Below are 22,403 nucleotides of genomic sequence, written 5' to 3' on the forward strand. Positions count from 1 at the left end.
TGAGGCTGTTTTTATTGATAAAGATCGCAGAACAATCTGCGCTACTAGGTTCAGCTTAGCACTTCTGCAAAATCACACTGCCGATGGAATATCCTGCGCCAAAAGAGCTTAATAAGCCTAAATCACCCGCTTTAAAGTCGCTGGAATACTTATGAAATGCAATCACGGAGCCCGCGGATGCGGTATTGGCGTACTCGTCTAACACGACGGGCGCTTGTTCCGCTGATACATCATCCCCAAGCAGCTTTCTCACCACGAACTGATTCATGTTGATGTTCGCTTGATGTAACCACAGACGCTTAAAAGACTGCGGCGTTAACGCTTGCTCGGCCAGATGTTCATCCAAATGTTGGTAAATCATCGGCAGCAGCTCTTTAAACACTTTGCGCCCTTGTTGGTGGAACAGTTTATCGGCCTGATGGGCAGCACTGGGATCGCAGCGATTCAAGAAACCAAAATTACTGCGAATATTATTCGAGTAATCAGTAAAACAGCGGCTTGAGAGAATTTTAAACACATTGTCAGATTGAGCTAAGCTTTGCTCTTCCAGTACCAGTGCGGTCGCGACATCACCAAAGATAAAATGGCTGTCACGGTCGCGATAATTCACCTGCGCCGAACAAATCTCAGGGTTGATGACTAACACTCTTGAAGCTGAGCCCGTCGCAATCGCATTAGCAGCGGCAACAATTGCAAAGGTTGCCGATGAACAGGCCACTTGCATGTCGTAACCATAACCGCGCGTACCGAGTGCACGTTGAATTTCAATCGCCATCGCAGGATAGGCACGCTGAGTATAAGCACAGGCGACAATCACCAGATCAATCTGCTCAGCTTTGAGATTGGCATTGTTAAGTGCCATCAATGCGGCTTCAACCCCAATTTCAGCCTGCATAGATAACTCGTCGCTGCTGCGCTCAGGAATTAACGGCATCATGACTTCGGGATCGAGAATCCCCTCTTTCACCATCACATATCTGTGCTTGATGCCTGAGGCCTTTTCAATAAATTCGCTTGAGGAATAGGACAAAGCCGCGACATGGCCTTGCTCAATTAAGCCTGCATTTTCAAGATTATAAATATCCACATAGGCATTGAAGCTCTCAACTAAGGCTTCATTAGAAATACTGTGGGGCGGCGTAAATAAGCCACTCCCCGAAATCACGACCTGTTTCATAGGTGCTCCGAACGGGTGCTTGTTGTAAGGTGAGCAGAGGCGGCATCATCACTCGTAAGCGCGGGCGCTAACTCACTTTGCCCCTGTACTTGCTGCTCTAATCGTTGCTTTTTATGCATTTGTGCTAAGTCTATCACGACTGTTGAAGATATTTTATCTTGGATCCCCTGCCGATTGGCATCCCAAAATATTTGCATAAAGCCAAGTAAGCCAGTGGTGAAGCCTGCGGCGTAACCACCATAACGGCCAAAGGCGGCCCATAAACTGATTTTAGCGCCATCGAGCTGGATCACCCGAATGCCAAGCATCTTCTTGCCTAAGGTTTGCCCATCAAACCGGGCGGTAAAAACGGTAAAGTAAAACGCCGCCCAACCAAAGCCCAATCCCATATCACTCATAAAGCCTTTAACCCAAGCGATAACACTGTGGGTGGTGGATTCATCGTCATCATCGACGCTTTTCACTCTTGTGCTTGGCGAAGGTACTGTTTTGGTTGTGTCTGTCGTTTCGGTTACTTTTGCTGCATTAGCCACAACACCTTGCGCGGGATCAGTTGGTTCACTGGTTCCAATGGCTTGTGTCGACTTGAGCGGCTCAGACTGAGTATCAGGCATTTGCAACTCAGCTTGGGGCGCGATAACTGGCCACAAGGTGCCATCAAGGACTTCCGTCTGGAGCTTTTCGCTGTCTGCGGCAGACAAACTACTGTTGGCTATGGCGTGAAGGACTATCTCCCGTCGCTCAGTCTCTGTCATGCCCTTTGATGCTGAAGCATTTTCTATCACCTCGCGCAAGGGTTGAACTTGAGTTTTACCACAAGCGTAATTATCACAAAGGCTCAACGAAATGATGGCCGGAAGCGAGGTAAGAATTTGTTTACCCAATGCAGCCCCCTCAACTGCCTGCTCATTATCGGTATTGCTTGAACCATTAACATTAAGCAGGTTATCAGCGGTCGTGAGCAGCATAAAAGCCAACATCGCGGCATAAAGTCCCCATTTGAGTAAACGACCTAATTTATGACTGCGTTTCTCAATATAAATGATACCGACCACCAGCAATACAAACATCCAATCCATCTGCTCCGCTAACACAGTGATTAGCAAACCATCAATCAACATGGCTAAAGCGCGTTTTAGCGGCGTCGCCAATGGCGTATAAAGTACAGTGTCTGCAATGGTAAAAGCATGGGGAGTTACCATAGTTTTTGGGTCTTTGCCCAAATCCGTTTGTTGTTGTTTCATGTTTGCGTCTTGTCCGATACGAGTGATAGGCTTGTTTTACGATTGACACATCAAGAAGTTATCCTTGCGAATGCAACAATCTTTTTTATGTTAGCAAGAGGTTAACACAGTTAAACTGGCTGCCAATCAGGGTTTGCGAATAACAGTAAGCCCTTTAATAACCAAATCGAATAAAGAAGAACAAACAATCACTTCTAAAAGCGCCACAGCAGATTATGATTCAATAGTGCCAACATAGGAGCAAGCAATCCATGAGCAAAATTTTCGAAGACAATTCATATACTATTGGTAATACCCCGCTAGTACGTTTAAACCGTGTTAGCCAAGGTAAAGTGCTGGCCAAAGTCGAAGCGCGTAACCCAAGTTTCAGTGTTAAATGCCGTATCGGTGCCAATATGATTTGGGATGCCGAGAAAAAGGGGCTACTGACTAAAGACCACGAACTGATTGAGCCGACGTCTGGCAACACAGGTATTGCGCTGGCGTATGTTGCTGCGGCCCGTGGTTATAAACTCACTCTAACCATGCCGAATACCATGAGTTTAGAGCGTCGTAAGCTGCTTAAAGCCCTTGGCGCAAATCTCGTGCTAACAGAAGGCGCGAAAGGCATGAAAGGTGCGATTGATAAAGCGGAAGAAATCCGTCAATCGGCTCCTGAAAAATACATTTTATTACAGCAGTTTAATAACCCTGCTAACCCTGAAATCCATGAAAAAACCACAGGTCCAGAAATCTGGAATGATACCGATGGCGAAGTGGATGTGTTTGTTGCAGGTGTAGGTACGGGCGGTACAATTACAGGTGTGAGCCGTTACTTGAAAAAAGTGGCAGGTAAAACCATTACCTCAGTGGCGGTTGAGCCTGCAGATTCTCCTGTGATTGCGCAAACCTTAGCAGGTTTACCGGTACAACCAGGGCCGCATAAAATTCAAGGTATTGGCGCAGGCTTTATCCCTGGTAACTTAGATTTAGAGTTGATTGACCGCGTAGAAGCTGTCACTAACGATGAAGCCATCGACATGGCCCGCCGCTTAATGCAAGAAGAAGGCATTTTAGTGGGTATTTCATCAGGTGCCGCCGTTGTTGCCGCAAACCGCATCGCTGAATTACCAGAATTTGCGGGTAAAACCATTGTGGTGATTTTGCCATCGGCTGCCGAACGTTACTTATCTTCAGTCTTGTTCCAAGGCCAATTCGGCGACGAAGAAAACATTCAATAATCGACGTTGGATTCCCCTTTAAAATACCCAGCCTCTGCTGGGTATTTTTATTTGTGACATTGCATTAATTAGATCCCGGCTGCAGAGCGTAAACAAGTTCTAGCTCAAGTTTGGATGCAGCTCATAGTTCTCAGTATCACCAGTAGCATTAACGGCTCAGTGAGTTATAAAGCACAGAGATTCTCGTCAATCGATTCCTTTTTATGCCTTTTCCCCCTCAACCTATACCAACGCCATTAACACCAATATTGATAAGAAAAAATTACTTTATGAATAAAATTAATCAAATTTATTTATTCTTAATACCCGCAGTACACTGAGGACATCAAAACAGCGCCCCAAAAAAGCGATGTTAAGCATTGTCAGTATTGAGAGATATTCAACATGACTTCAAAACGCAAACGCTGGACATCCCACGCAGCTAAACTTCCCAGCCCTATGGCAGGGCTGGCACTTGCCATTGCCAGCTTAGGTTGGACTTGGGAGAACATGACACCTTCACTTAATGGCGCAGGACAACTCACAGGCGCCATCATCGCCTCTGTGTTACTGTTACTGCTCATGGGTAAGTTTATGCTGCATCCGACTATTCTAAAGGACGAACTCAGCCACCCAGTGATTGGTAGCGTGATCCCCACCTTCGCCATGGGGCTGATGGTGGTGTCTAAAACACTCGGCGATTATTTCCCCCAAGCTGGCTTAACCCTGTGGCTAGTGGCCATAGGTATACATGTGCTCTTCTTAAGCGCGTTTATCTACTACCGCGCCATCGATTTTAAACTCGAGCACATGGTACCAAGCTGGTTCGTGCCACCGATTGGCATTATCGTCGCGGCGGTGTCTTTCCCTGTATCTGACTACCAATGGCTAGCAAACGCCATTTTGGTTTTTGGGATGTTAGCTTACTTAGTCATGCTGCCTTTAATGCTCTATCGCCTCATTTTCTGTCAGGCGATACCTGATGCCGCTAAACCAACCATTGCCATTCTCGCGGCGCCCGCCAGTTTATCACTCGCAGGTTATTTGACCGTTTGCGAGCAGGCGTCAATTCCCTTAGTCGCCTTACTGCTGAGCATCGCCATTTTAATGACGAGCATCATCTACTTAGCCTTCTTTCACCTGCTAAAGCTGCCCTTTAGCCCAGGCTATGCCGCCTTTACCTTCCCTATGGTTATCGGTGCTACCGCGCTCTTTAAAACCGCCGCTTGGTTAACCCTGTTCAATAACATGAGTGAGTTAGCGATATGGATAAAATACTTAGCAGAATTCGAGCTTGTGATCGCCACCTTAGTGGTTGTCTATGTCGCTCTACGCTATTTAGGACACTATTTTCCAGTACGCTTTAAAGCGATAGAACAAACAACCATACTTGAGAGTAAATAAACAGAATTGCAGTTTGTAAAATGTATTCGTTTAACATGAGAGATTATTTTCAAACTTGAGCATAAACCAAAAGGAAGGTGAATATATATTCACCTTCCTTTTGTATTTAAGCAATTATAAATTTGGCATTCACTTCAAAAAAGATTACTTATCAACCTTTACAGGACTGCACACCGTAATTATTGAGCCCATGACTACAAATCGTGAATAACAAAATTACATTAAATTAAACCGCACAAAAAACCTTATACCACATAACACCTAAAGCTTTTAATTCCAAATATATAGAATGGCAAACCATATATTAATCAGGTTTTATCTTTTTTATATGAAAATAATCACAAAATATTATTTTTACAACCCAACGCGAGACGCAAACTGATAACAATATACAAACAAATTTACTGCAAAATAATCGACAAACAGAAACAAATAAGAGGTGTCACAAACAAATCCCTCAGTAAATAGACCCCGCACCTATGTTTATTGACTCAAGACAAATCTCCCTACAACCTTTAAATGATTTGAATTAACAAATTAACAACAAAAGCCATTAAAGTTCAGTGTTGCACTTGTTATTTTCTTGTGGTTATATCCTGAGCTTAATTAAATGAGTGCTTATTCTTTACATAAGTAACCATTTAAGAAAAATAAAAATAAACATACAACATGTGTTAAGGGAGAATAAAATGCGCGCAAATTCTACATTAGCCAAAGCTGTTCGCTTTGCGTTAATCAGCGGTACTGCCACAGCCGCTTTATCTACGTCAGCTGTATTTGCTGCTGAAGACGGTGCAAAAGTTGAACGTATTGAAGTAACGGGCTCACGTATTAAGCGTACCGATATGGAAGGCTCATCACCCGTTACAACTATCAGTGCCTCCGATATTGAGAAAACGGGTGAAATGTCTGTTGCTGACGTATTGCGTAGAAGTAATTTAAACAGCTTTGGATCTACTTCTGAAAAATCAGGTAGCAGTGCTCAGTCACAAGCGACAATTAACCTCCGTGGTGCGGGTTCAGATCGTACTTTAGTACTGTTAAATGGCAAGCGCATGCCAGGCTCGCCTACATTAGGTGGAACCGCTGTCAACCTCAATACTATCCCAACTGCTGCAATTGAAAGAATTGAGGTATTAACTGATGGCGCTTCCGCAGTATATGGCTCAGATGCCGTTGCAGGTGTAGTCAATATTATTCTTAAAAAAGGCTTTGAAGGCCTTGAAGTTTCAGCGACCAGCTCACAACCAGTGCAAGATGGTGGTGAAGAATGGAAAACACAAATTGTGGGTGGCACTGTTGGTGAAAAAGGCAGTGTCACTTTCTCTTTTGAGCACTTAAATCGCGAAATCATTTATCAACGTGATCGCTGGTTTTCAAGTTCCTCAAATGTGTTAGCGCCAAAATTTGACGATACCACTGGCGTTTCAACTTACGCTCGTAATTTCCTTGATGGGAAAACAGGCCAATTCAAGCCCATGACGGCTTGTGATAATCCTAAGATGGTGGGTGGTGGGCATATCTATGATGCTGGCGATGGTGACTATGTTTGTGGTTACGATTTTACTGCAGAAGCTGCTGATCATGCTGCACGTTCTTATACTGCTGGCTATGTAAATGCAGAATATGAACTTTCTGATGAAATCGTATTTCAAGGCTTAGGTCTATTCTCTCGCAATGAAACTTTCGGTCGCTATGCTCCAGCAGCAGGCTGGTTTAATGTAGCCCCAGGTCAAGTTGAAGTAAAAAACTATGATGCAGATGGCAAATACACTGGTAATAGTTTAAACGAAAATGCTGGACGCGCTTACTATCGCTTTACAGATGTTGGTACACGCGATGCAAAAACTGTCGATTACAGCACTGATATTCAACTGGGTTTAGTTGGTACGCATGACAGCTTCGGTTGGGACTTCACATACCATTACAATTTGGCTGAAAATAGTAACTATGGTACTGGATATGTACACAGACCTACGGTTGAAAGATATGTAAAAGATGGTATTTTCAACTTTGGTCCAGAAGGTAATAGTGCATCGGTAATAGCTGATATGGCTCACGAAACCCTTAAGCAAGACATAATGGAGTTCCAAAGTGTTAATGCTGGTGTAAACTTTGAAGCCATTGAATTACCCGCAGGTAACATTGGTTGGTACATAGGAACTGAAGCACTACAATACAAATATGAAGCTAACGTTGATGCGCAAACCGCTGCAGGTGACGTTATTGGTTCATCAGGTAATGGCTCTTCAGGTGACCGTGATGTCTATGCACTGTTCGCTGAATCCATTATCCCAGTAACCGAAGATTTAGAATTAAACTTAGCTTATCGCTACGATAACTACTCTGACTTTGGTTCAGCAACAACACCAAAAGTAGCCCTAAGATATCAACTCTTAGATGACGTCGTATTCAGAGCATCATGGGGTCAAGGTTTCCGTGCCCCATCATTGTCAGATCTACTTGCAGCAGATTCTTTCAGTGCCGATACGGCAACGGATTACCATTACTGCGACGTTCTAGGTACTAATGTCGCTGACTGTAAAGCTAAGCAATATGACGTAACTCGCACTGCGAATAGTGAGTTAAAACCAGAAACATCAGATTTCTACAACTTAGGACTCGTATGGGATATCACTGATAAACTAAGTAGTAAAGTTGAGTATTACAGCTTAGATATCAAAGATGTTATTACTTTTGTCTCTTTAGACTCACTACTGAAAGAAGAACAGAAAGTTGGATACGGTAACTTAAGCCGCGGTGAGATTAAACGTGTAGGCGATAATCCGAATGGAAAGTTGTTGTCAGCAACAACACCTAAAGCAAATGGCAACGGTTTCGATACTTCTGGTATTGACTTCAATCTAACATATAGTGGATTTGAAACCGCTATTGGTGACTTTAGCAGTTCGTACGATCTAAGCTATATTCTTTCTTATAATGAGGAGGAATATTTTGATGGGCCAGTAAATGATAAAATTGGCCGTAATGGTATGCCTGAATTCAGATTCACTTGGGTTGTCGACTGGAGCTATGGCGATCACTCAGCATCTATATTGACACAATATATTGATGGCCAATCAGAAAAAACAGATCCAAATACATACGCCCAAGTTGGAAGCTTGTCTTCGCAAACAACATTCGATATTAGCTATGGCTATGCTACACCGTGGGAAGGTAAAATTAGTTTAGGTATTCGTAACTTAACTAATAAAGATCCTGTTTTAGATTCTGATCTTAAATATGATGCTTCTCTATACAACTTATATGGCCGTACATTTACGGCAACATATACACAGAAATTCTAATATCTCATTTCTCAATTAGAACCTAATCAAAAAACGGCATCTTCGGATGCTGTTTTTATTTGCTTCTTTTACGCAGCCCAGTAAATAAGCATAAAAAATGCCCAGCTATTTGCTGGGCATTTTCTTATCGTTCAACGGGTCATTTAAAACATTCTAGGAATGCTTCGTCAACTTGATTTCACTCGCATGTTGAGGTTTTTCGGTATGTGAATGGGGCGCTGAAAAGTGCTCATGGTGAGCTTTGTGTGGATCGCTTGACGTCGTTTTCCCCTGCTCTATCCACCAATAACCTAAACCCACAATCACACCGCCGCCGACAATATTGCCAAGTGTGACTGGGATTAAGTTGTTGAATATAAAGTTAGCCACGGTTAAATCGGCAAACTGCTCTTGAGTCACACCTAAAGATGTGAAGAATTCTGGGCTGGCGATAGATTGGATCATCATGCCCATAGGCACCATAAACAGGTTAGCGATACTGTGTTCAAAACCGCTGCTGACGAACATGGCCACGGGTAAGATCAACAGTAGGGATTTAGTCAACACATCACGGCTGGCGAAGGTCATCCACACGCCTAAACACACTAACATGTTACATAAAATGCCTAAGCTAAAGGCTTGGATCCAAGTGTGATGCAGTTTGTGTTGCGCCACTTTAAGGGCATTTAATCCCCAGTTACCACCATCGAGTTCATACATACCTGCGGCTGTGATCAAACAAACCATCAGTATAGCGCCGACAAAATTGCCCGCATAAACCCGGCACCAACACTTGAGTAATTCAGCGCCAGAGACTTGTTTTTGTGCCCAGGCGACGGTACTCAGTACTGAGCTGGTGAACAGTTCTCCACCGCAAACGACCACTAAAATCAGGCCTAAACTAAAGGCTATCCCACCAACGAAGCGAACTAAGCCCCAAGACGCATCGCCAGCACCTGTGGTCACTGTCAGATAAAATACAAAGGCTAAGGCGATGAAGGCGCCAGCAAACACAGCCAGGCCAAAGGATTGCCAAGGCGCTTTAACCACTTTGCTAGTACCGTAAATTTCCGCCTGATTGTAACAACTAAAGTGCGCTGAAACCTGTGGCGCTTCGTGGGCACTGTTTGTAACAGTTGGGGTTGATGATGGATTTGGGCTTTTCATTGCATGACTCCAACTTCAGATAAACAGACTTGAATGCGTAGCATATATCTCTCCTGCAGCGCCGTTGCGCAGATAGCACGAATCAAAACCGAGATGTTGATTTGCTGAAAATGATGATTCACTAAAGTCTCGCTTTGTACCATACAACGCGCTCATGCTGTGAAGTAGATATTGCTAAAGCGTGATGTTATTCACACCAAAAATGTGAAAACTTTGAAGCCAAAAACACAAAAGGTTAATTGGTCTTACCAATAGCAGTCAATTTTAGCCATCAGAATGACATGCTATTTAGGTTGTCCATAACACCAAAATGGCTCGTATTCAGCTAATTCAACTCTCAAGTACACTCGTTATCAAACTCGCTATCAAACGGTTCACAAAATCAGCTTCAGCAAACTCAGATCTACTCAGTCGTGAAGCATTGATTAGGCAGTAAAGCATAGATGTGGCAATAGATTGACTCGCACACTTCGATATCCACTGGATTGACTCCGCCAGCGCTCCACGCCTCATTATTGACAGTTTAGCCCAGCAGCAAGCGACAACATGCCTGATAAGTAGCAAAAGCCTTACTCAGCCACTCTTTTATGATTTTTAGTAGGATTCAGGTATTAGCGTTTGGCCTGTGGGGGAAACCCTATGCCATTCCCTAAACATCAACGAGATGAGCGAATAAACTACAATTAATACAAATAGCTAACAAGGAGCTTGTTTCTACGTCACGAACACAACAGCCACTGCCATACCTTGCTTATCCGGCCATCACGCTGCCCCAGCAAAAATCAATCTATACGAGGATAGATTTCTCCCAGATAAAGGGGGACAGTAAATGACAACAACCATAGGTTTAGTGATTTAAAGAGTGATAGGTTTGAATGTCACACCAAGTTGAAAAGCGTGCTGTATTCCTAATTGTGGTAAAAAAATGCTACCTCGCTAGCAAATTTGGGATTAAGCGAGCACAAACCAATCCGTTTAAGATGCGATAGCGACAGACCTATGTTAATATGCTTGTGGACAATTGGTCTTACCAATTACAAAAGAGATTGATCGGTAGCCGATAATCAAAGTAAGCGAATATTTGTCATCTTATCGGGTATCAATAGACAGACTTTTGGAGTGACAGCACTTCAAAATCCAGTTCCCATCATAGGGCGTCATCATGAAGGGAGCTTTATTTCAGGAATTAGCTATTGGCTTATACTCAGCATCGCTTCACGCTGATCGCCAATAACCTTTATCTCAACCAGAAGGTATTAGTACGATGACCGAAAAAACTGAACTGTTCGCCAACGCATGGGAAGGCTTTACCCCTGGCGATTGGAAATCTGAAGTCAATGTACGTGACTTTATCCAACAAAACTACGCGCCTTTTGAAGGCGACGAATCATTCCTTGCCGGTGCCACCGAAGCGACCACAATCCTGTGGGATAAAGTCATGGAAGGCATCAAACAGGAAAACCGTACCCACGCGCCTGTTGATTTCGATACTAAGATGGTCTCTACCATCACTTCCCACGACGCTGGCTACATCAACAAAGAATTAGAAACTATCGTTGGCTTACAAACAGATGCGCCGCTAAAACGCGCTATGTTGCCTAACGGTGGTATTCGTATGGTGGAAAGCTCATGCGCTGCCTACGACCGCGTGCTAGATGAAGACGTTAAATACATCTATTCAGAACTGCGTAAAACCCATAACCAAGGTGTATTCGATGTTTACACCCCAGAAATTATGGCTTGCCGTAAATCAGGTATTTTAACCGGTTTACCCGATGCTTATGGCCGTGGCCGTATCATTGGTGACTATCGCCGTGTGGCACTTTACGGTATCGATTACCTGATGAAAGATAAGTTTGCCCAATTCACTTCACTGCAAGCGCAGTTCGAAGCGGGTGAAGAATTATCAAATGTTATCCAATTACGTGAAGAAATTGCCGAGCAACACCGTGCACTAGGTCAAATGAAGAAAATGGCTGCCAAATATGGCTGCGATATTTCTCGCCCAGCAACCACTGCACAAGAAGCAATTCAATGGACTTACTTCGGTTACTTAGCCGCAGTGAAGAGCCAAAACGGCGCGGCGATGTCATTAGGCCGTACCTCTTCATTCCTCGACATCTATATTGAACGCGATCTGAAAAATGGCACCTTAACTGAGCAACAAGCTCAGGAAATGATTGACCATTTCGTGATGAAACTGCGTATGGTGCGTTTCCTACGTACTCCAGAATACGATGAATTGTTCTCTGGCGACCCAATTTGGGCGACTGAGTCAATCGGCGGTATGGGCTTAGATGGCCGTACGTTAGTGACTAAATCAAGCTTCCGTTTCTTGAACACCCTTTACACTATGGGTCCAAGTCCAGAGCCAAACATCACAGTATTGTGGTCAGATAAACTGCCCATCGGCTTCAAAAAATATTGCGCCAAAGTGTCTATCGACACTAGCTCAATCCAATATGAAAACGATGACCTAATGCGTCCAGATTTCCAATCAGACGACTATGCTATCGCCTGTTGTGTAAGCCCAATGGTTGTGGGTAAACACATGCAGTTCTTCGGTGCCCGCGCCAACTTAGCTAAAACTATGTTGTATGCAATTAACGGCGGCGTTGACGAAAAGCTGAAAATCCAAGTTGCCCCTAAAGCCGACCCTATCACTGACGCCGTATTAAACTACGACGACGTGATGAATCGCTTAGACGGTTTAATGGATTGGTTAGCGACGCAATATGTCACTGCACTGAACTCAATCCACTACATGCACGATAAGTACTCTTACGAAGCCGCGCTTATGGCGCTGCACGACAGAGACGTACGTCGCACTATGGCTTGTGGTATTGCGGGTCTGTCTATCGCTGCCGACTCACTGTCTGCCATCAAATTCGCCACAGTAAAACCTGTTCGTGATGAAAACGGCATTGCAGTTGATTTCGATATCAGCGGTGACTATCCAAAATTTGGTAACAACGACCCACGTGTAGATGATATCGCCTGTGACTTAGTTGAACGTTTTATGGCGAAAATTCGTGACCGTAAAATGTATCGCAATGCGATCCCAACGCAGTCAATTCTGACCATCACCTCAAACGTGGTTTATGGTAAGAAAACCGGTAACACACCAGATGGTCGTCGTTCAGGTGCGCCATTTGCACCGGGTGCAAACCCTATGCATGGCCGTGATGAAAAAGGTGCAATCGCTTCTTTAACCTCAGTGGCAAAACTCCCATTTGCCCACGCTCAAGACGGTATTTCTTATACCTTCTCAATCGTGCCAAATGCGCTGGGTAAAGATGATGATGCTCGCCGTACCAACTTAGCGGCATTGATGGACGGATACTTCGACCACAATGACAAAAAAGAAGGTGGCCAACACTTGAACGTCAACGTGATGAACCGCGAGATGCTCGAAGATGCCGTTAAGCATCCAGACAAGTATCCACAGCTGACCATCCGTGTTTCTGGCTATGCAGTGCGCTTCAACTCACTGACGCCAGAGCAGCAACAAGATGTGATCACGCGTACATTCACAAAAGGTCTGTAAGCTAAATTAGTCAAGGCTGTAGTACACTATGCTACAGCCTCACTTATTTTAACAGGAGTCACAATGGCTGTTATCGGTCGGATCCACTCGGTGGAATCCTTTGGCACAGTAGATGGTCCCGGCATACGGTTTATCACCTTTATGCAGGGCTGTTTAATGCGCTGCCAATATTGCCACAACCGTGACACTTGGGATCTTGATGGTGGAAAAGAAGTTCTGGTCGATGAGTTAATGAGTCAAATCATCAGCTATCGGCCTTTTCTCGATGCCAGCAATGGTGGTGTTACGGCCAGTGGTGGTGAAGCCATTTTACAGGCAGAATTCGTCGCCGAATTATTCACAGCCTGTCAACAAGAAGGTATTCATACCTGTTTAGATACCAATGGTTTTGTACGTAAGTACACGCCAGTGATTGATGAGTTACTCGACCATACTGACTTGGTCCTGCTCGACATCAAACACATGGACGATGAAAAACATATTGAGTTAACCAAAGTCAGCAACCATAGAACATTACAGTTTGCGCAGTATTTAGCAGAGCGTAATCAAGCAACGTGGATACGATATGTGGTGGTGGGCGGATTTACCGACGATGAAGCATCGGCATTACAACTAGCCGAGTTTATCAAGCCCATGAAAAACATTGAAAAGGTAGAATTGCTACCCTATCACGAATTAGGTAAACACAAGTGGGAAGCCATGGGCGAAAGCTATCAGCTCGATGGCATATCACCACCGAGCCGAGAAACCATGGAAAAGATCAAAGCCGTATTTGTTGGGCAAGGGATTAACGCGATTTATTAATCCACAGTAACAAAAGAGCCAAAAGGGATAACAGCGGCAACAGCCTAAAGTTCTTCCCAATAACTGGCATCTAAACGCTCAAAGGCTATTTTTAAAATCAGTGCCATATCGAGGTAACAGGCTTTAGCGCCTAAGGTGTGGCAATTGATACCCATGGACGACAACTTCGCACTCAACTGGTTACTCCAGTCGAACAGCGTTAACGGTAATGGATGGCGCGCTCGCCAACCTAACCACAGCAGCCCCTGTAACGGTAAGCTGATGAAAAATAAACCGAGAGTGACGGCTTGGGGTAGAAATGCCCAACCGTGAATATACAGCTGGCTCATACTCACAAAAAACGCCAACACTGGCATCACCAGTATGGCTAACTGAGTGGCTCGGACGACCCGATACTCAGGGAAATAAAAACCCAGTTGTCTAACCATAGGCCAAGTCTTCATATAACGATGACCATCACCTAAGGTTTTGAGGATCTTAATGCTCAATTTTAGACACCAACTACAATGGAATACTGCTTTTACCATAGCACAATCTGGCGAATCGCCCCAAGACTGTTATGGTAAAAACACCGCAGTTCCTCATTTTTTTGAATCGTTAAATTAAACACAATGGCAAAGGGTTTACACATGTCAAATAATCTGGTTTTAGTGCTCAATTGCGGTAGCTCTTCTCTCAAATTTGCCGTCATTGACGCGCAAACAGGTGACGATCAAATTTCTGGCTTAGCCGAATGTTTTGGTTTAGAAGACTCGCGCATTAAATGGAAAATCAACGGCGAAAAACATGAAGCAGCCTTAGGTGCATTTACGGCTCACCGTGAAGCAGTTGAATACATTGTTAATAAAATTCTTGCGGAACAACCTGAATTAGCAGCAAAAATTCAAGCCGTTGGCCATCGTATCGTTCACGGTGGTGAGAAATTCACTCGCTCAGTGATCATCGATGAGAGCGTGATCAAAGGCATCGAAGACTGTGCTTCATTAGCCCCACTGCACAATCCTGCTCACCTTATCGGCATCCGCGCGGCAATGGCCTCTTTCCCTAAATTGCCACAGGTTGCTGTATTTGATACCGCTTTCCACCAAAGCATGCCAGACAGAGCTTATGTCTACGCCCTGCCTTACAAGTTATACCGTGAACACGGTATCCGTCGTTATGGCATGCATGGCACGAGTCATTTATTCGTTAGCCGTGAAGCGGCAAAAATGCTCAACAAGCCAATTGAAGAAACGAATGTTATCTGTGCTCACTTAGGCAACGGCGCGTCAGTCACTGCCATCAAAGGCGGCAAAAGTGTCGACACTTCTATGGGCTTAACCCCATTAGAAGGTTTAGTGATGGGCACTCGTTGTGGCGATATTGACCCTTCAATCATCTACCACTTAGTTCATCAACTGGGTTACACCTTAGAAGAAGTGAATAACCTGATGAACAAGCAAAGTGGTCTGCTGGGTATTTCCGAGCTGACCAACGATTGCCGTGGCATCGAAGAAGGTTACGCCGAGGGCCATAAAGGCGCGACCTTAGCCTTAGAAATTTTCTGCTACCGCTTAGCCAAGTACATCGCCTCTTACACTGTGCCACTGGGCCGTTTAGATGCAGTCGTCTTCACCGGTGGTATTGGTGAAAACTCAGATTTAATCCGTGAAAAAGTGCTCAACATGCTGGAAATATTCAATTTCCATGTCGATAGTGAGCGCAACAAAGCGGCGCGTTTCGGTAAGAAAGGTATCATCACCCAAGATAAAGGCACGATTGCCATGGTGATCCCAACGAACGAAGAATGGGTTATCGCCGAAGATTCCATTAAACTTATCAACAAATAAAAAGACCTAAGCCGTTTGCTCACCCAAACGGCTTGATACCTTACGTAGCCGTACTCACAAGCAAATTTGCAGAAACTCTTCTGCCAAAAACCATCGAAACTAGAGGTTTTTATGTCTCGTAATATTATGTTAATCCCCATAGGTACCGGAGTCGGCCTGACCTCCTTAAGCCTTGGGATGGTGCGCGCACTGGAGCGCCACGGGGTTAAGGTTCAGTTCTTTAAGCCTATTTCTCAGCTTCGTCCAAACGATAATGGCCCAGAACGCTCGACCACTATTCTGAGCAAATCGCCAACAGTAAATCCCTTAGAGCCCTTCGACATGGCCCATGCCGAAGCCTTAATCCGCGCCGACCAAATCGACGTCTTAATGGAGCAAATCATTGCCCGTGCGGCCGATTGCGCTAGCAACACAGAGACCTTAATTGTCGAAGGTCTAGTACCAACGCGTAATCATCCCTTCGCCGATGATGTGAACTATGCCATCGCTAAAGCTATGGATGCCGACGTGATTTTTATTGCCACACCAGGCAGTGATACGGCCACAGGGCTAATGAATCGCCTCGAAATCGCCTATAACTCTTGGGGCGGGAAAAAGAATAAACGCTTAATTGGCGCTGTGATTAACAAGATTGGAGCACCCGTGGACGACGAAGGTCGCGCGCGCCCTGATCTATCTGAAGTCTTTGATCACCAAGGTGTTCAACGCTCAGATGCGGCCAGCATGTTCCAACTGCCGGGTAAGAGCCCACTGCGTATCTTAGGCAGCGTGCCCTACAATCTTGATCTTGTCGCTCCTCGTGCGTCGGATTTAGCGAAACATTTAAGTGCACGCATTCTGAATGCTGGTGAAATGCATACCCGCCGCCTGCGTAAAGTCACGTTCTGTGCCCGCAGTATCCCGAACATGGTCACTCATATTAAGACTGACTCCTTGCTTGTAACCTCAGGCGATCGCTCAGATGTCATCGTTTCAGCCTGTCTTGCGGCCATGAACGGCGTGAAAATTGGTGCCCTGTTATTAACAGGTAGCTACGAGCCAGAGCCAGAAATCCTTAAGCTGTGTGAACAGGCCTTTGAAACCGGTTTACCTGTGTTCTTAATCGACAGCAACACTTGGCAAACCTCGCTCAACATTCAACGTTTCGACCATGAAGTACCTGTCGATGACGCGGTTCGTATTGATCTGGTGCAGGATTATGTGGCCAGCCACATCGACCAAACTTGGATTGAAAGCGTCACTAAAAACTCGCCCCGTGAGCATCGCCTATCACCACCAGCTTTCCGTTACAAACTCACGGAATTGGCGCGCGCCGCCCACAAGACTGTGGTGCTGCCAGAAGGTGATGAGCCGCGTACGATTAAAGCGGCGGCCATTTGTGCCGAACGCGGTATCGCTCGCTGTGTACTTTTAGGTAAAAAAGAAGAAATTCTGCGTATCGCTGCACAGCAAGATGTGGTGCTTGGCGAAGGCGTGATCATTATCGATCCAGAAGAGGTCCGCGACCGCTACGTAGAACCTATGTTAGATCTACGTCGCAGCAAAGGCTTAACTGAAGTCGTGGCCCGTGAACAGTTAGAAGATAACATGGTGCTCGGCACTATGATGCTGGCGCAAAACGAAGTTGACGGTATCGTTTCTGGCGCGGTTAACACTACGGCCAATACCATTCGTCCGCCACTGCAATTGATCAAAACGGCACCGGGCTCAAGCTTAGTGTCGTCCATCTTCTTTATGTTGATGCCAGATCAAGTGCTTGTTTACGGTGACTGCGCAATTAACCCCGATCCCAATGCTGAGCAGTTAGCTGATATTGCCATCCAATCAGCGGAATCAGCAAAAGCCTTCGGTATCGAGCCAAGAGTCGCGATGATCAGCTACTCAACCGGTAACTCAGGCACAGGTTCAGATGTGGATAAAGTGCGTGAAGCGACCCGTATCGCCAAAGAAAAACGCCCAGATCTGATTATTGATGGTCCATTGCAATACGATGCGGCGGTTATGCCAAATGTTGCTCGCTCTAAGGCACCTGATAGTCCTGTCGCTGGCCAAGCCACCGTTTTCGTGTTCCCAGACCTCAATACAGGCAACACGACTTACAAGGCTGTACAGCGAAGCGCGGACCTGATCAGTATCGGTCCGATGCTGCAAGGTATGCGCAAACCTGTGAACGACTTATCTCGCGGCGCGTTAGTCGATGATATCGTCTACACTATCGCCCTAACGGCAATTCAAGCAGCACAAAACGACGCAGCTAAAGGCTAACACAGCGAAATCTGCATAGTGTTACGCACAAAAAAGCACTGGTACTTACCGGTGCTTTTTTTATGCTCAAATTTAGCTTAAGCAAGGCTATCGCACTGCGACAATGGCTCAATAGCAAAGCCAATATGGCAAAATAAGCAGACTAAATACGAGGGAAAAACGAATTAAGCGGTGTGAATAAGGTGAGTAAACGGCGAAAAATATCCACAAGTGAAAGTGGAACATGGCGGAAAACTGAAAAGCGTCACTTTTTAACCAGCAGATAAAGCAAGACAATATCAGTAACTTACAAAGTATCACTGAAGTCTTCAACATAGTTTTCCACAGTTTCTGTGGATAACCTTTTTATATGCCTCCTAACTATATGCCACACTCAATAGGCTTGAGTCAACGCATTTCCCAATAGATTGCAAATAACGACAAAACTTGTGCATTAAGTCTAAAATCGCGATACTCAGAACAAATTCCAATAACTAAAACTTATGCGAACTCTATTATTTATCTCCCTGCTGTTCCTCTTTGGTTGCGGCGATCCCTCGACGGAAGATCAACGCCAGTTATCGCCCGAAGAAGTGAGCTTAGGCTTTTTTAAAGCGATTTATGTTGATCGTAATGTTGAACAAGCCAAGCAATTTGTCGACGATCCCATTAAACAAGTGCTCACCCATTACCATATTGCCGCAGCCGTACAGCGTAATATGCTCGGCCTGTCGATGACCAATGTTGAAATGGAAATTGATGATATCGATATCGACTTTTTCCGTAAATTTACCAAAGACGTCATTGTCGTGATCAAAATGAAAGGCCTTAAAGGCGGTCAGCCGTGGATTGATGACAGGACCATACGTCTTCACAAGATTGGCAGTAAGTGGACTATCGTCGAGCTGATGCCAGAAAAGCGCAAAGTAAACGGTTAATCTCCCTTCTCGCTCGCCACTTTTATTGCGCATGTCTTCTCATGCGCTCCATCCTAGCACCGATTTCAGCTAAAAAAATAGCAACCCTAAGGTTGCTATTTCAATGTGCTTGTTTTGTTACGTCCGACTCATAAGTACCGTCAGTCTAATCGTTATCGATTAGGCCTGGATCACTTCTTCTTCGCTTTCAGCAGGTAAAGACGTCAGTACATCGTCTTTCACTTGATAATAAGCATTTTCGTATTCATGAACTTCCATAACAACTCCTGCTTGATTGGGTAAGGTCGCAGAGGCATGTCATTCTATGCTGACATTTTGCCTATGAGGAAAGGGATTATTCCGTGGGCGGGAGTATAACAAAGCCAAAACCATAATTACAGAAAACTTTCAGTTTTGTTTCTTCTTTAGTGGCACCAAAGCCGATTTATCACTTTTAAAGCTTAAAATCTGTACCGTAAGCTGAAAACCTTTCATCTTTGACGATGATATTTAGCCGCCCATGACGCCATTTAATGCAGCCCTATATACACAAACGCTATTAACAGAAATCGCTTACAAACAATGAATCTAGGGAAGTGCGACGCTAGCTGCTATCAATTAAGTAATGACGCGAGTAGGAGGTAAGATATGAACGCACTTATTGAGCTTGAAGCCACCACACTAACGACATTATTTAGCCACGGCGATGTATTAGGGATCCGCATGTTTATGGAACACATGAATATGCCATTAGATGTTCAGGACAGGCTTTATGATGAAATTTCCGCCCTCAAACACTTAAACCATCATCAAGTGAGCAAAGTGATTGAAACCTTTGGACAATCGCAGCTCTCTGAACGATTAAGCTACTGACGAAACGTTTAAGCTATTGAGTAACCATTTACTCATCAACAAGTGACTGCGTAAAAAGCTCAACACTCAAGCTAGTCTGACTGCAAGCTTGGCTTGAGTTTGCACATCCATACTTGTTGCACTTTTAGAATCAGTAATTTAATTAGCCCTTTAGCCCTATTAAAAACAAACAAAAAGGCCAGTTAATACTGGCCTGTTATGCTAAATCTAGACTAGGCTTGAGTCGATAAACGGTAACGCAGCACCTTAAGCGACTTCTCTTCAGACACATCCATAAATGCTGGTGGATTGGCTAAGCGCTCTATGTATTCGAGTGTTGGCGCCGCATCTGCGACCTGCTGGCGTAGGAAAGTGGTATCGAGCTCGGGTGCATTGAGGCAGAGTAATACTTCACCATTATCGGCAAGTAACTCAGGTAAACGCCTGATTAAACGCACATAATCCTTAGTCGCGACAAAGCTGCCCTTTTGATTGCTCGGAGGATCGGCCACAATAATGTCGTAGGGACCAAGCTTTTTCAGTTTGCCCCAAGATTTAAAAATATCATGGCCTAAAAAACGTGCCCCTGCGCTAAAGCCATTCAGCAAATGATTCTGTTTGCCTATGCCTAATGCGCCTTTGCTCATGTCCATATTGACCACTTCATCGGCGCCGCCTTGCAATGCCGCCACCGAGAAACCACAGGTATAGGCAAACAAATTAAGCACTTTTTTATAGTGGGCATTTGCTCTCACCCACTCTCGGCCGTTAGCCATATCGAGGAATAAACCGTGGTTTTGTCCGCGCATTAAATGCACCTGAAAGCGTGCGCCATTTTCACTAACGATATGCGGCTCAGGCACTTCGCCTTGCAGCACTTGAGTAAAGGTCTCCCCCGCACTGCGGTATTGGTAGACTAAATTCAGTTGGCTACCGGGACAAATGACCTGCCAACGCGCCGCAATGGCCTGCTGACATGTCGCTAAATCGTCATCGGCTAAAGGAGTGAAACTGGTCAGTAATAGCACTGGCGCAAACCAATCTAAACATAGGTGTTCACAACCCACGTAATGTCCACCGCGGCCGTGGAATAACCGCACTGCATCATCACCTAATTCAATTGTCGCTAGCGCTTGTATAAAACTTTGCATCTTCTATTACTTACTCTCTGTTGTACTTGTATCGGCTTCATCGGCATCGGAACTTGAGTTTTCCGTGTTGTTGGCCACGAACTTATCTTCAACATCGTCCGATAATAATATGGCTAACCAGTTACCACTTTTACTCGATTCGAGGGCAATTTTAACCACCATAGTCAGCGGCACCGACAGCAACATGCCGACAGAACCGAGCAACCAGCCCCAAAAAATTAACGATAAAAACACTACTAAGGTCGATAAGCCTAAGCCGCGGCCCATAAATTTAGGTTCAATCATATTGCCCATCACCATGTTGGCACCGACATATAAAAGTGCAGTACCGCCAGCAGCCGCAGGACCAAGCTGAATAAAGGCTAATAACACCGCAGGAATGGCAGCGATGATAGAACCGATATTGGGAATGTAATTAAATAGGAAGGCGATCACCGCCCACAGCATGGCGTAATCCACACCAATAATGGTTAAACCGACACCGACGATAACCCCGGTCGCTAAACTCACTAGCGTCTTGATCACCATGTACTGATTAACCGATTGCAAAAAGCGGTCAATCTGCTTGAGGCGCATATCGGGATCGTCCAGCGCCAGATGCAATTTCTTTGGTAGCGATTGGGCTTCAAACAGCATAAAGACGATGGTTAAGATGATCAGAAATAAATTCGCCATCACATTGCCAACACCCGACAGCATATTAGTGGTCATAGACAAGGCCATGCCAGGGTCAAAATACGCTAACACTTGATCCTTCGAAATCTGAATATTGAAGGAATGTAACTTATTTAATATCCAAGCAAATTGCTCGACTAACTGCACTCGATATTGGGGCAATTGTTTGGAGAACTCATTGACTGAACTGCCGACAACCGAGGCTAACCAGAGGCCCATCAACACAATAAATCCCATCAAGAGGATCACCGCAAGCCATTTAGGCACACGGAATTTTGTCATTAAACCAATCGCGGGATTACAAATCACCGCCAGAAAACTGGACAGCACAAACGGCACCACAATCGGGCTCGCCGCCTTAATCCCTGCCAAAATAATCACTACAAAGGCCATAACCGCAAAGCCACGGTAAGCTGCGGAGGGCGCATTAGGTCGCGTCATTTATTAAAAATCCTTCTTGATCTTAGATAAAATTGTTAGGCTAACCCGAGAACACACTTAACCTCAGAAACCTTAGCTTAAGATAGCCATTTGCCATTATGAAACCAGAAACCGCGATTATACGCATTAAAAACTTAAGACTTCGTACTTTTATCGGCATTAAAGAAGATGAAATTCAAAATCGCCAAGACGTGATCATCAATGTCGTGATCCATTACTGTGCCGAGCGTGCCCGTAACAGTGATAATGTTGAGGATGCACTCAATTACCGCACTATCACCAAAAAGATCATTGAGCTGATCGAGAATAACCGTTTCTCATTACTCGAAAATCTCACCAGCCAAACGCTGGCCATCGCCAGTGAGCATCCTTGGGTTGAATTTGCCAGTGTCGAAATCGACAAACCCCATGCCCTGCGCTTTGCTGATTCAGTCTCTATGGAGTTGTGTTATCAGAAATAATCTC

General features: G+C 44.9%; 16 protein-coding genes. 10 read left to right on the top strand and 6 right to left on the bottom strand.

Annotated elements, in window-relative coordinates; all coding sequences use genetic code 11:
* Positions 1–55: 55 nt before the first annotated feature.
* Together Q4Q49_RS18115 and Q4Q49_RS18120 are read right to left on the bottom strand one after the other, a co-directional pair.
* A complete protein-coding gene (locus Q4Q49_RS18115) occupies positions 56–1,177 on the bottom strand; it encodes a beta-ketoacyl-ACP synthase III (RefSeq protein ID WP_012089534.1) in 1,122 nt (373 codons plus the stop codon).
* Complete coding sequence (locus Q4Q49_RS18120; protein ID WP_312000038.1) at positions 1,174–2,421, bottom strand: RDD family protein; 1,248 nt, start codon at positions 2,419–2,421, stop codon at positions 1,174–1,176. Before Q4Q49_RS18120 ends, Q4Q49_RS18115 begins: the two co-directional genes overlap by 4 nt.
* 251 nt (positions 2,422–2,672) lie before the next feature.
* Between Q4Q49_RS18120 and cysK the strand changes: the two genes are divergently transcribed.
* The 3 genes from cysK (at position 2,673) to Q4Q49_RS18135 (ending at position 8,332) form a co-directional block, all read left to right on the top strand.
* The gene (gene cysK, locus Q4Q49_RS18125) at positions 2,673–3,641 is read left to right on the top strand and encodes a cysteine synthase A (protein WP_006085400.1); all 969 of its coding nucleotides are present in this window, start codon (positions 2,673–2,675) and stop codon (positions 3,639–3,641) included.
* A gap of 384 nt (positions 3,642–4,025) precedes the next feature.
* Positions 4,026–5,024 (top strand): TDT family transporter, encoded by a 999-nt coding sequence (locus Q4Q49_RS18130; protein WP_312000039.1) that lies wholly within the window; start codon positions 4,026–4,028, stop codon positions 5,022–5,024.
* 689 nt (positions 5,025–5,713) lie between these two features.
* Positions 5,714–8,332: a TonB-dependent receptor gene (locus Q4Q49_RS18135; protein WP_312000040.1), complete on the top strand. Its 2,619-nt coding sequence runs from the start codon at positions 5,714–5,716 to the stop codon at positions 8,330–8,332.
* Positions 8,333–8,485: 153 nt separating this feature from the next.
* On the opposite strand, the gene focA is transcribed toward Q4Q49_RS18135, so the two are convergent.
* Positions 8,486–9,478 (bottom strand): formate transporter FocA, encoded by a 993-nt coding sequence (gene focA, locus Q4Q49_RS18140; protein WP_312000041.1) that lies wholly within the window; start codon positions 9,476–9,478, stop codon positions 8,486–8,488.
* A gap of 1,264 nt (positions 9,479–10,742) precedes the next feature.
* Between focA and pflB the strand changes: the two genes are divergently transcribed.
* Positions 10,743–13,025: a formate C-acetyltransferase gene (gene pflB / locus Q4Q49_RS18145; RefSeq protein ID WP_312000042.1), complete on the top strand. Its 2,283-nt coding sequence runs from the start codon at positions 10,743–10,745 to the stop codon at positions 13,023–13,025.
* 63 nt (positions 13,026–13,088) lie between these two features.
* Complete coding sequence (gene pflA, locus Q4Q49_RS18150) at positions 13,089–13,829, top strand: pyruvate formate lyase 1-activating protein (protein WP_063884797.1); 741 nt, start codon at positions 13,089–13,091, stop codon at positions 13,827–13,829.
* Positions 13,830–13,873: 44 nt separating this feature from the next.
* Here the strand turns inward: pflA and yfbV are convergent, their stop codons facing one another.
* Positions 13,874–14,317, bottom strand: a complete 444-nt coding sequence (yfbV, locus tag Q4Q49_RS18155) for a terminus macrodomain insulation protein YfbV (RefSeq protein WP_106650887.1) — start codon at positions 14,315–14,317, stop codon at positions 13,874–13,876.
* Positions 14,318–14,458: 141 nt separating this feature from the next.
* Between yfbV and ackA the strand changes: the two genes are divergently transcribed.
* The 4 genes from ackA to Q4Q49_RS18175 all read left to right on the top strand — a co-directional run bounded on the left by ackA (position 14,459) and on the right by Q4Q49_RS18175 (position 19,692).
* Entirely contained in the window at positions 14,459–15,658 is a 1,200-nt protein-coding gene (gene ackA, locus Q4Q49_RS18160; protein ID WP_312000043.1) for an acetate kinase, read from the top strand.
* A gap of 111 nt (positions 15,659–15,769) precedes the next feature.
* Positions 15,770–17,923, top strand: coding sequence for a phosphate acetyltransferase (gene pta, locus Q4Q49_RS18165; RefSeq protein ID WP_311906132.1), 2,154 nt, complete (start codon positions 15,770–15,772; stop codon positions 17,921–17,923).
* 482 nt (positions 17,924–18,405) lie between these two features.
* Complete coding sequence (locus Q4Q49_RS18170; RefSeq protein WP_300476576.1) at positions 18,406–18,840, top strand: hypothetical protein; 435 nt, start codon at positions 18,406–18,408, stop codon at positions 18,838–18,840.
* 627 nt (positions 18,841–19,467) lie between these two features.
* Complete coding sequence (locus Q4Q49_RS18175; RefSeq protein WP_106650891.1) at positions 19,468–19,692, top strand: hypothetical protein; 225 nt, start codon at positions 19,468–19,470, stop codon at positions 19,690–19,692.
* Between the two features lie 212 nt (positions 19,693–19,904).
* Here Q4Q49_RS18175 and Q4Q49_RS18180 read toward each other — a convergent pair whose 3' ends face one another.
* On the bottom strand, positions 19,905–20,822 hold the full coding sequence (locus tag Q4Q49_RS18180) for a class I SAM-dependent methyltransferase (protein ID WP_312000046.1): 918 nt from the start codon (positions 20,820–20,822) through the stop codon (positions 19,905–19,907).
* Positions 20,823–20,828: 6 nt separating this feature from the next.
* Positions 20,829–21,938 (bottom strand): AI-2E family transporter, encoded by a 1,110-nt coding sequence (locus Q4Q49_RS18185; protein ID WP_012197293.1) that lies wholly within the window; start codon positions 21,936–21,938, stop codon positions 20,829–20,831.
* Between the two features lie 98 nt (positions 21,939–22,036).
* On the opposite strand from Q4Q49_RS18185, the gene folX reads away from it, so the two are divergent.
* Complete coding sequence (folX, locus tag Q4Q49_RS18190) at positions 22,037–22,399, top strand: dihydroneopterin triphosphate 2'-epimerase (protein ID WP_006082167.1); 363 nt, start codon at positions 22,037–22,039, stop codon at positions 22,397–22,399.
* Positions 22,400–22,403 lie beyond the last annotated feature (4 nt).

The sequence above is a fragment of the Shewanella sp. SP1S1-7 genome, assembly GCF_031932105.1.
Lineage (GTDB): Bacteria > Pseudomonadota > Gammaproteobacteria > Enterobacterales > Shewanellaceae > Shewanella > Shewanella baltica.

What these genes read in the sequence shown, in the direction of transcription:
- Q4Q49_RS18115 (WP_012089534.1), bottom strand. Translation starts at nt 1,177, where the DNA reads ATGAAACAGGTCGTGATTTCGGGGAGTGGCTTATTTACGCCGCCCCAC.
- Q4Q49_RS18120 (WP_312000038.1), bottom strand. Translation starts at nt 2,421, where the DNA reads ATGAAACAACAACAAACGGATTTGGGCAAAGACCCAAAAACTATGGTA.
- cysK (WP_006085400.1), top strand. Translation starts at nt 2,673, where the DNA reads ATGAGCAAAATTTTCGAAGACAATTCATATACTATTGGTAATACCCCG.
- Q4Q49_RS18130 (WP_312000039.1), top strand. Translation starts at nt 4,026, where the DNA reads ATGACTTCAAAACGCAAACGCTGGACATCCCACGCAGCTAAACTTCCC.
- Q4Q49_RS18135 (WP_312000040.1), top strand. Translation starts at nt 5,714, where the DNA reads ATGCGCGCAAATTCTACATTAGCCAAAGCTGTTCGCTTTGCGTTAATC.
- focA (WP_312000041.1), bottom strand. Translation starts at nt 9,478, where the DNA reads ATGAAAAGCCCAAATCCATCATCAACCCCAACTGTTACAAACAGTGCC.
- pflB (WP_312000042.1), top strand. Translation starts at nt 10,743, where the DNA reads ATGACCGAAAAAACTGAACTGTTCGCCAACGCATGGGAAGGCTTTACC.
- pflA (WP_063884797.1), top strand. Translation starts at nt 13,089, where the DNA reads ATGGCTGTTATCGGTCGGATCCACTCGGTGGAATCCTTTGGCACAGTA.
- ackA (WP_312000043.1), top strand. Translation starts at nt 14,459, where the DNA reads ATGTCAAATAATCTGGTTTTAGTGCTCAATTGCGGTAGCTCTTCTCTC.
- pta (WP_311906132.1), top strand. Translation starts at nt 15,770, where the DNA reads ATGTCTCGTAATATTATGTTAATCCCCATAGGTACCGGAGTCGGCCTG.
- Q4Q49_RS18170 (WP_300476576.1), top strand. Translation starts at nt 18,406, where the DNA reads ATGCGAACTCTATTATTTATCTCCCTGCTGTTCCTCTTTGGTTGCGGC.
- Q4Q49_RS18175 (WP_106650891.1), top strand. Translation starts at nt 19,468, where the DNA reads ATGAACGCACTTATTGAGCTTGAAGCCACCACACTAACGACATTATTT.
- Q4Q49_RS18180 (WP_312000046.1), bottom strand. Translation starts at nt 20,822, where the DNA reads ATGCAAAGTTTTATACAAGCGCTAGCGACAATTGAATTAGGTGATGAT.
- Q4Q49_RS18185 (WP_012197293.1), bottom strand. Translation starts at nt 21,938, where the DNA reads ATGACGCGACCTAATGCGCCCTCCGCAGCTTACCGTGGCTTTGCGGTT.
- folX (WP_006082167.1), top strand. Translation starts at nt 22,037, where the DNA reads ATGAAACCAGAAACCGCGATTATACGCATTAAAAACTTAAGACTTCGT.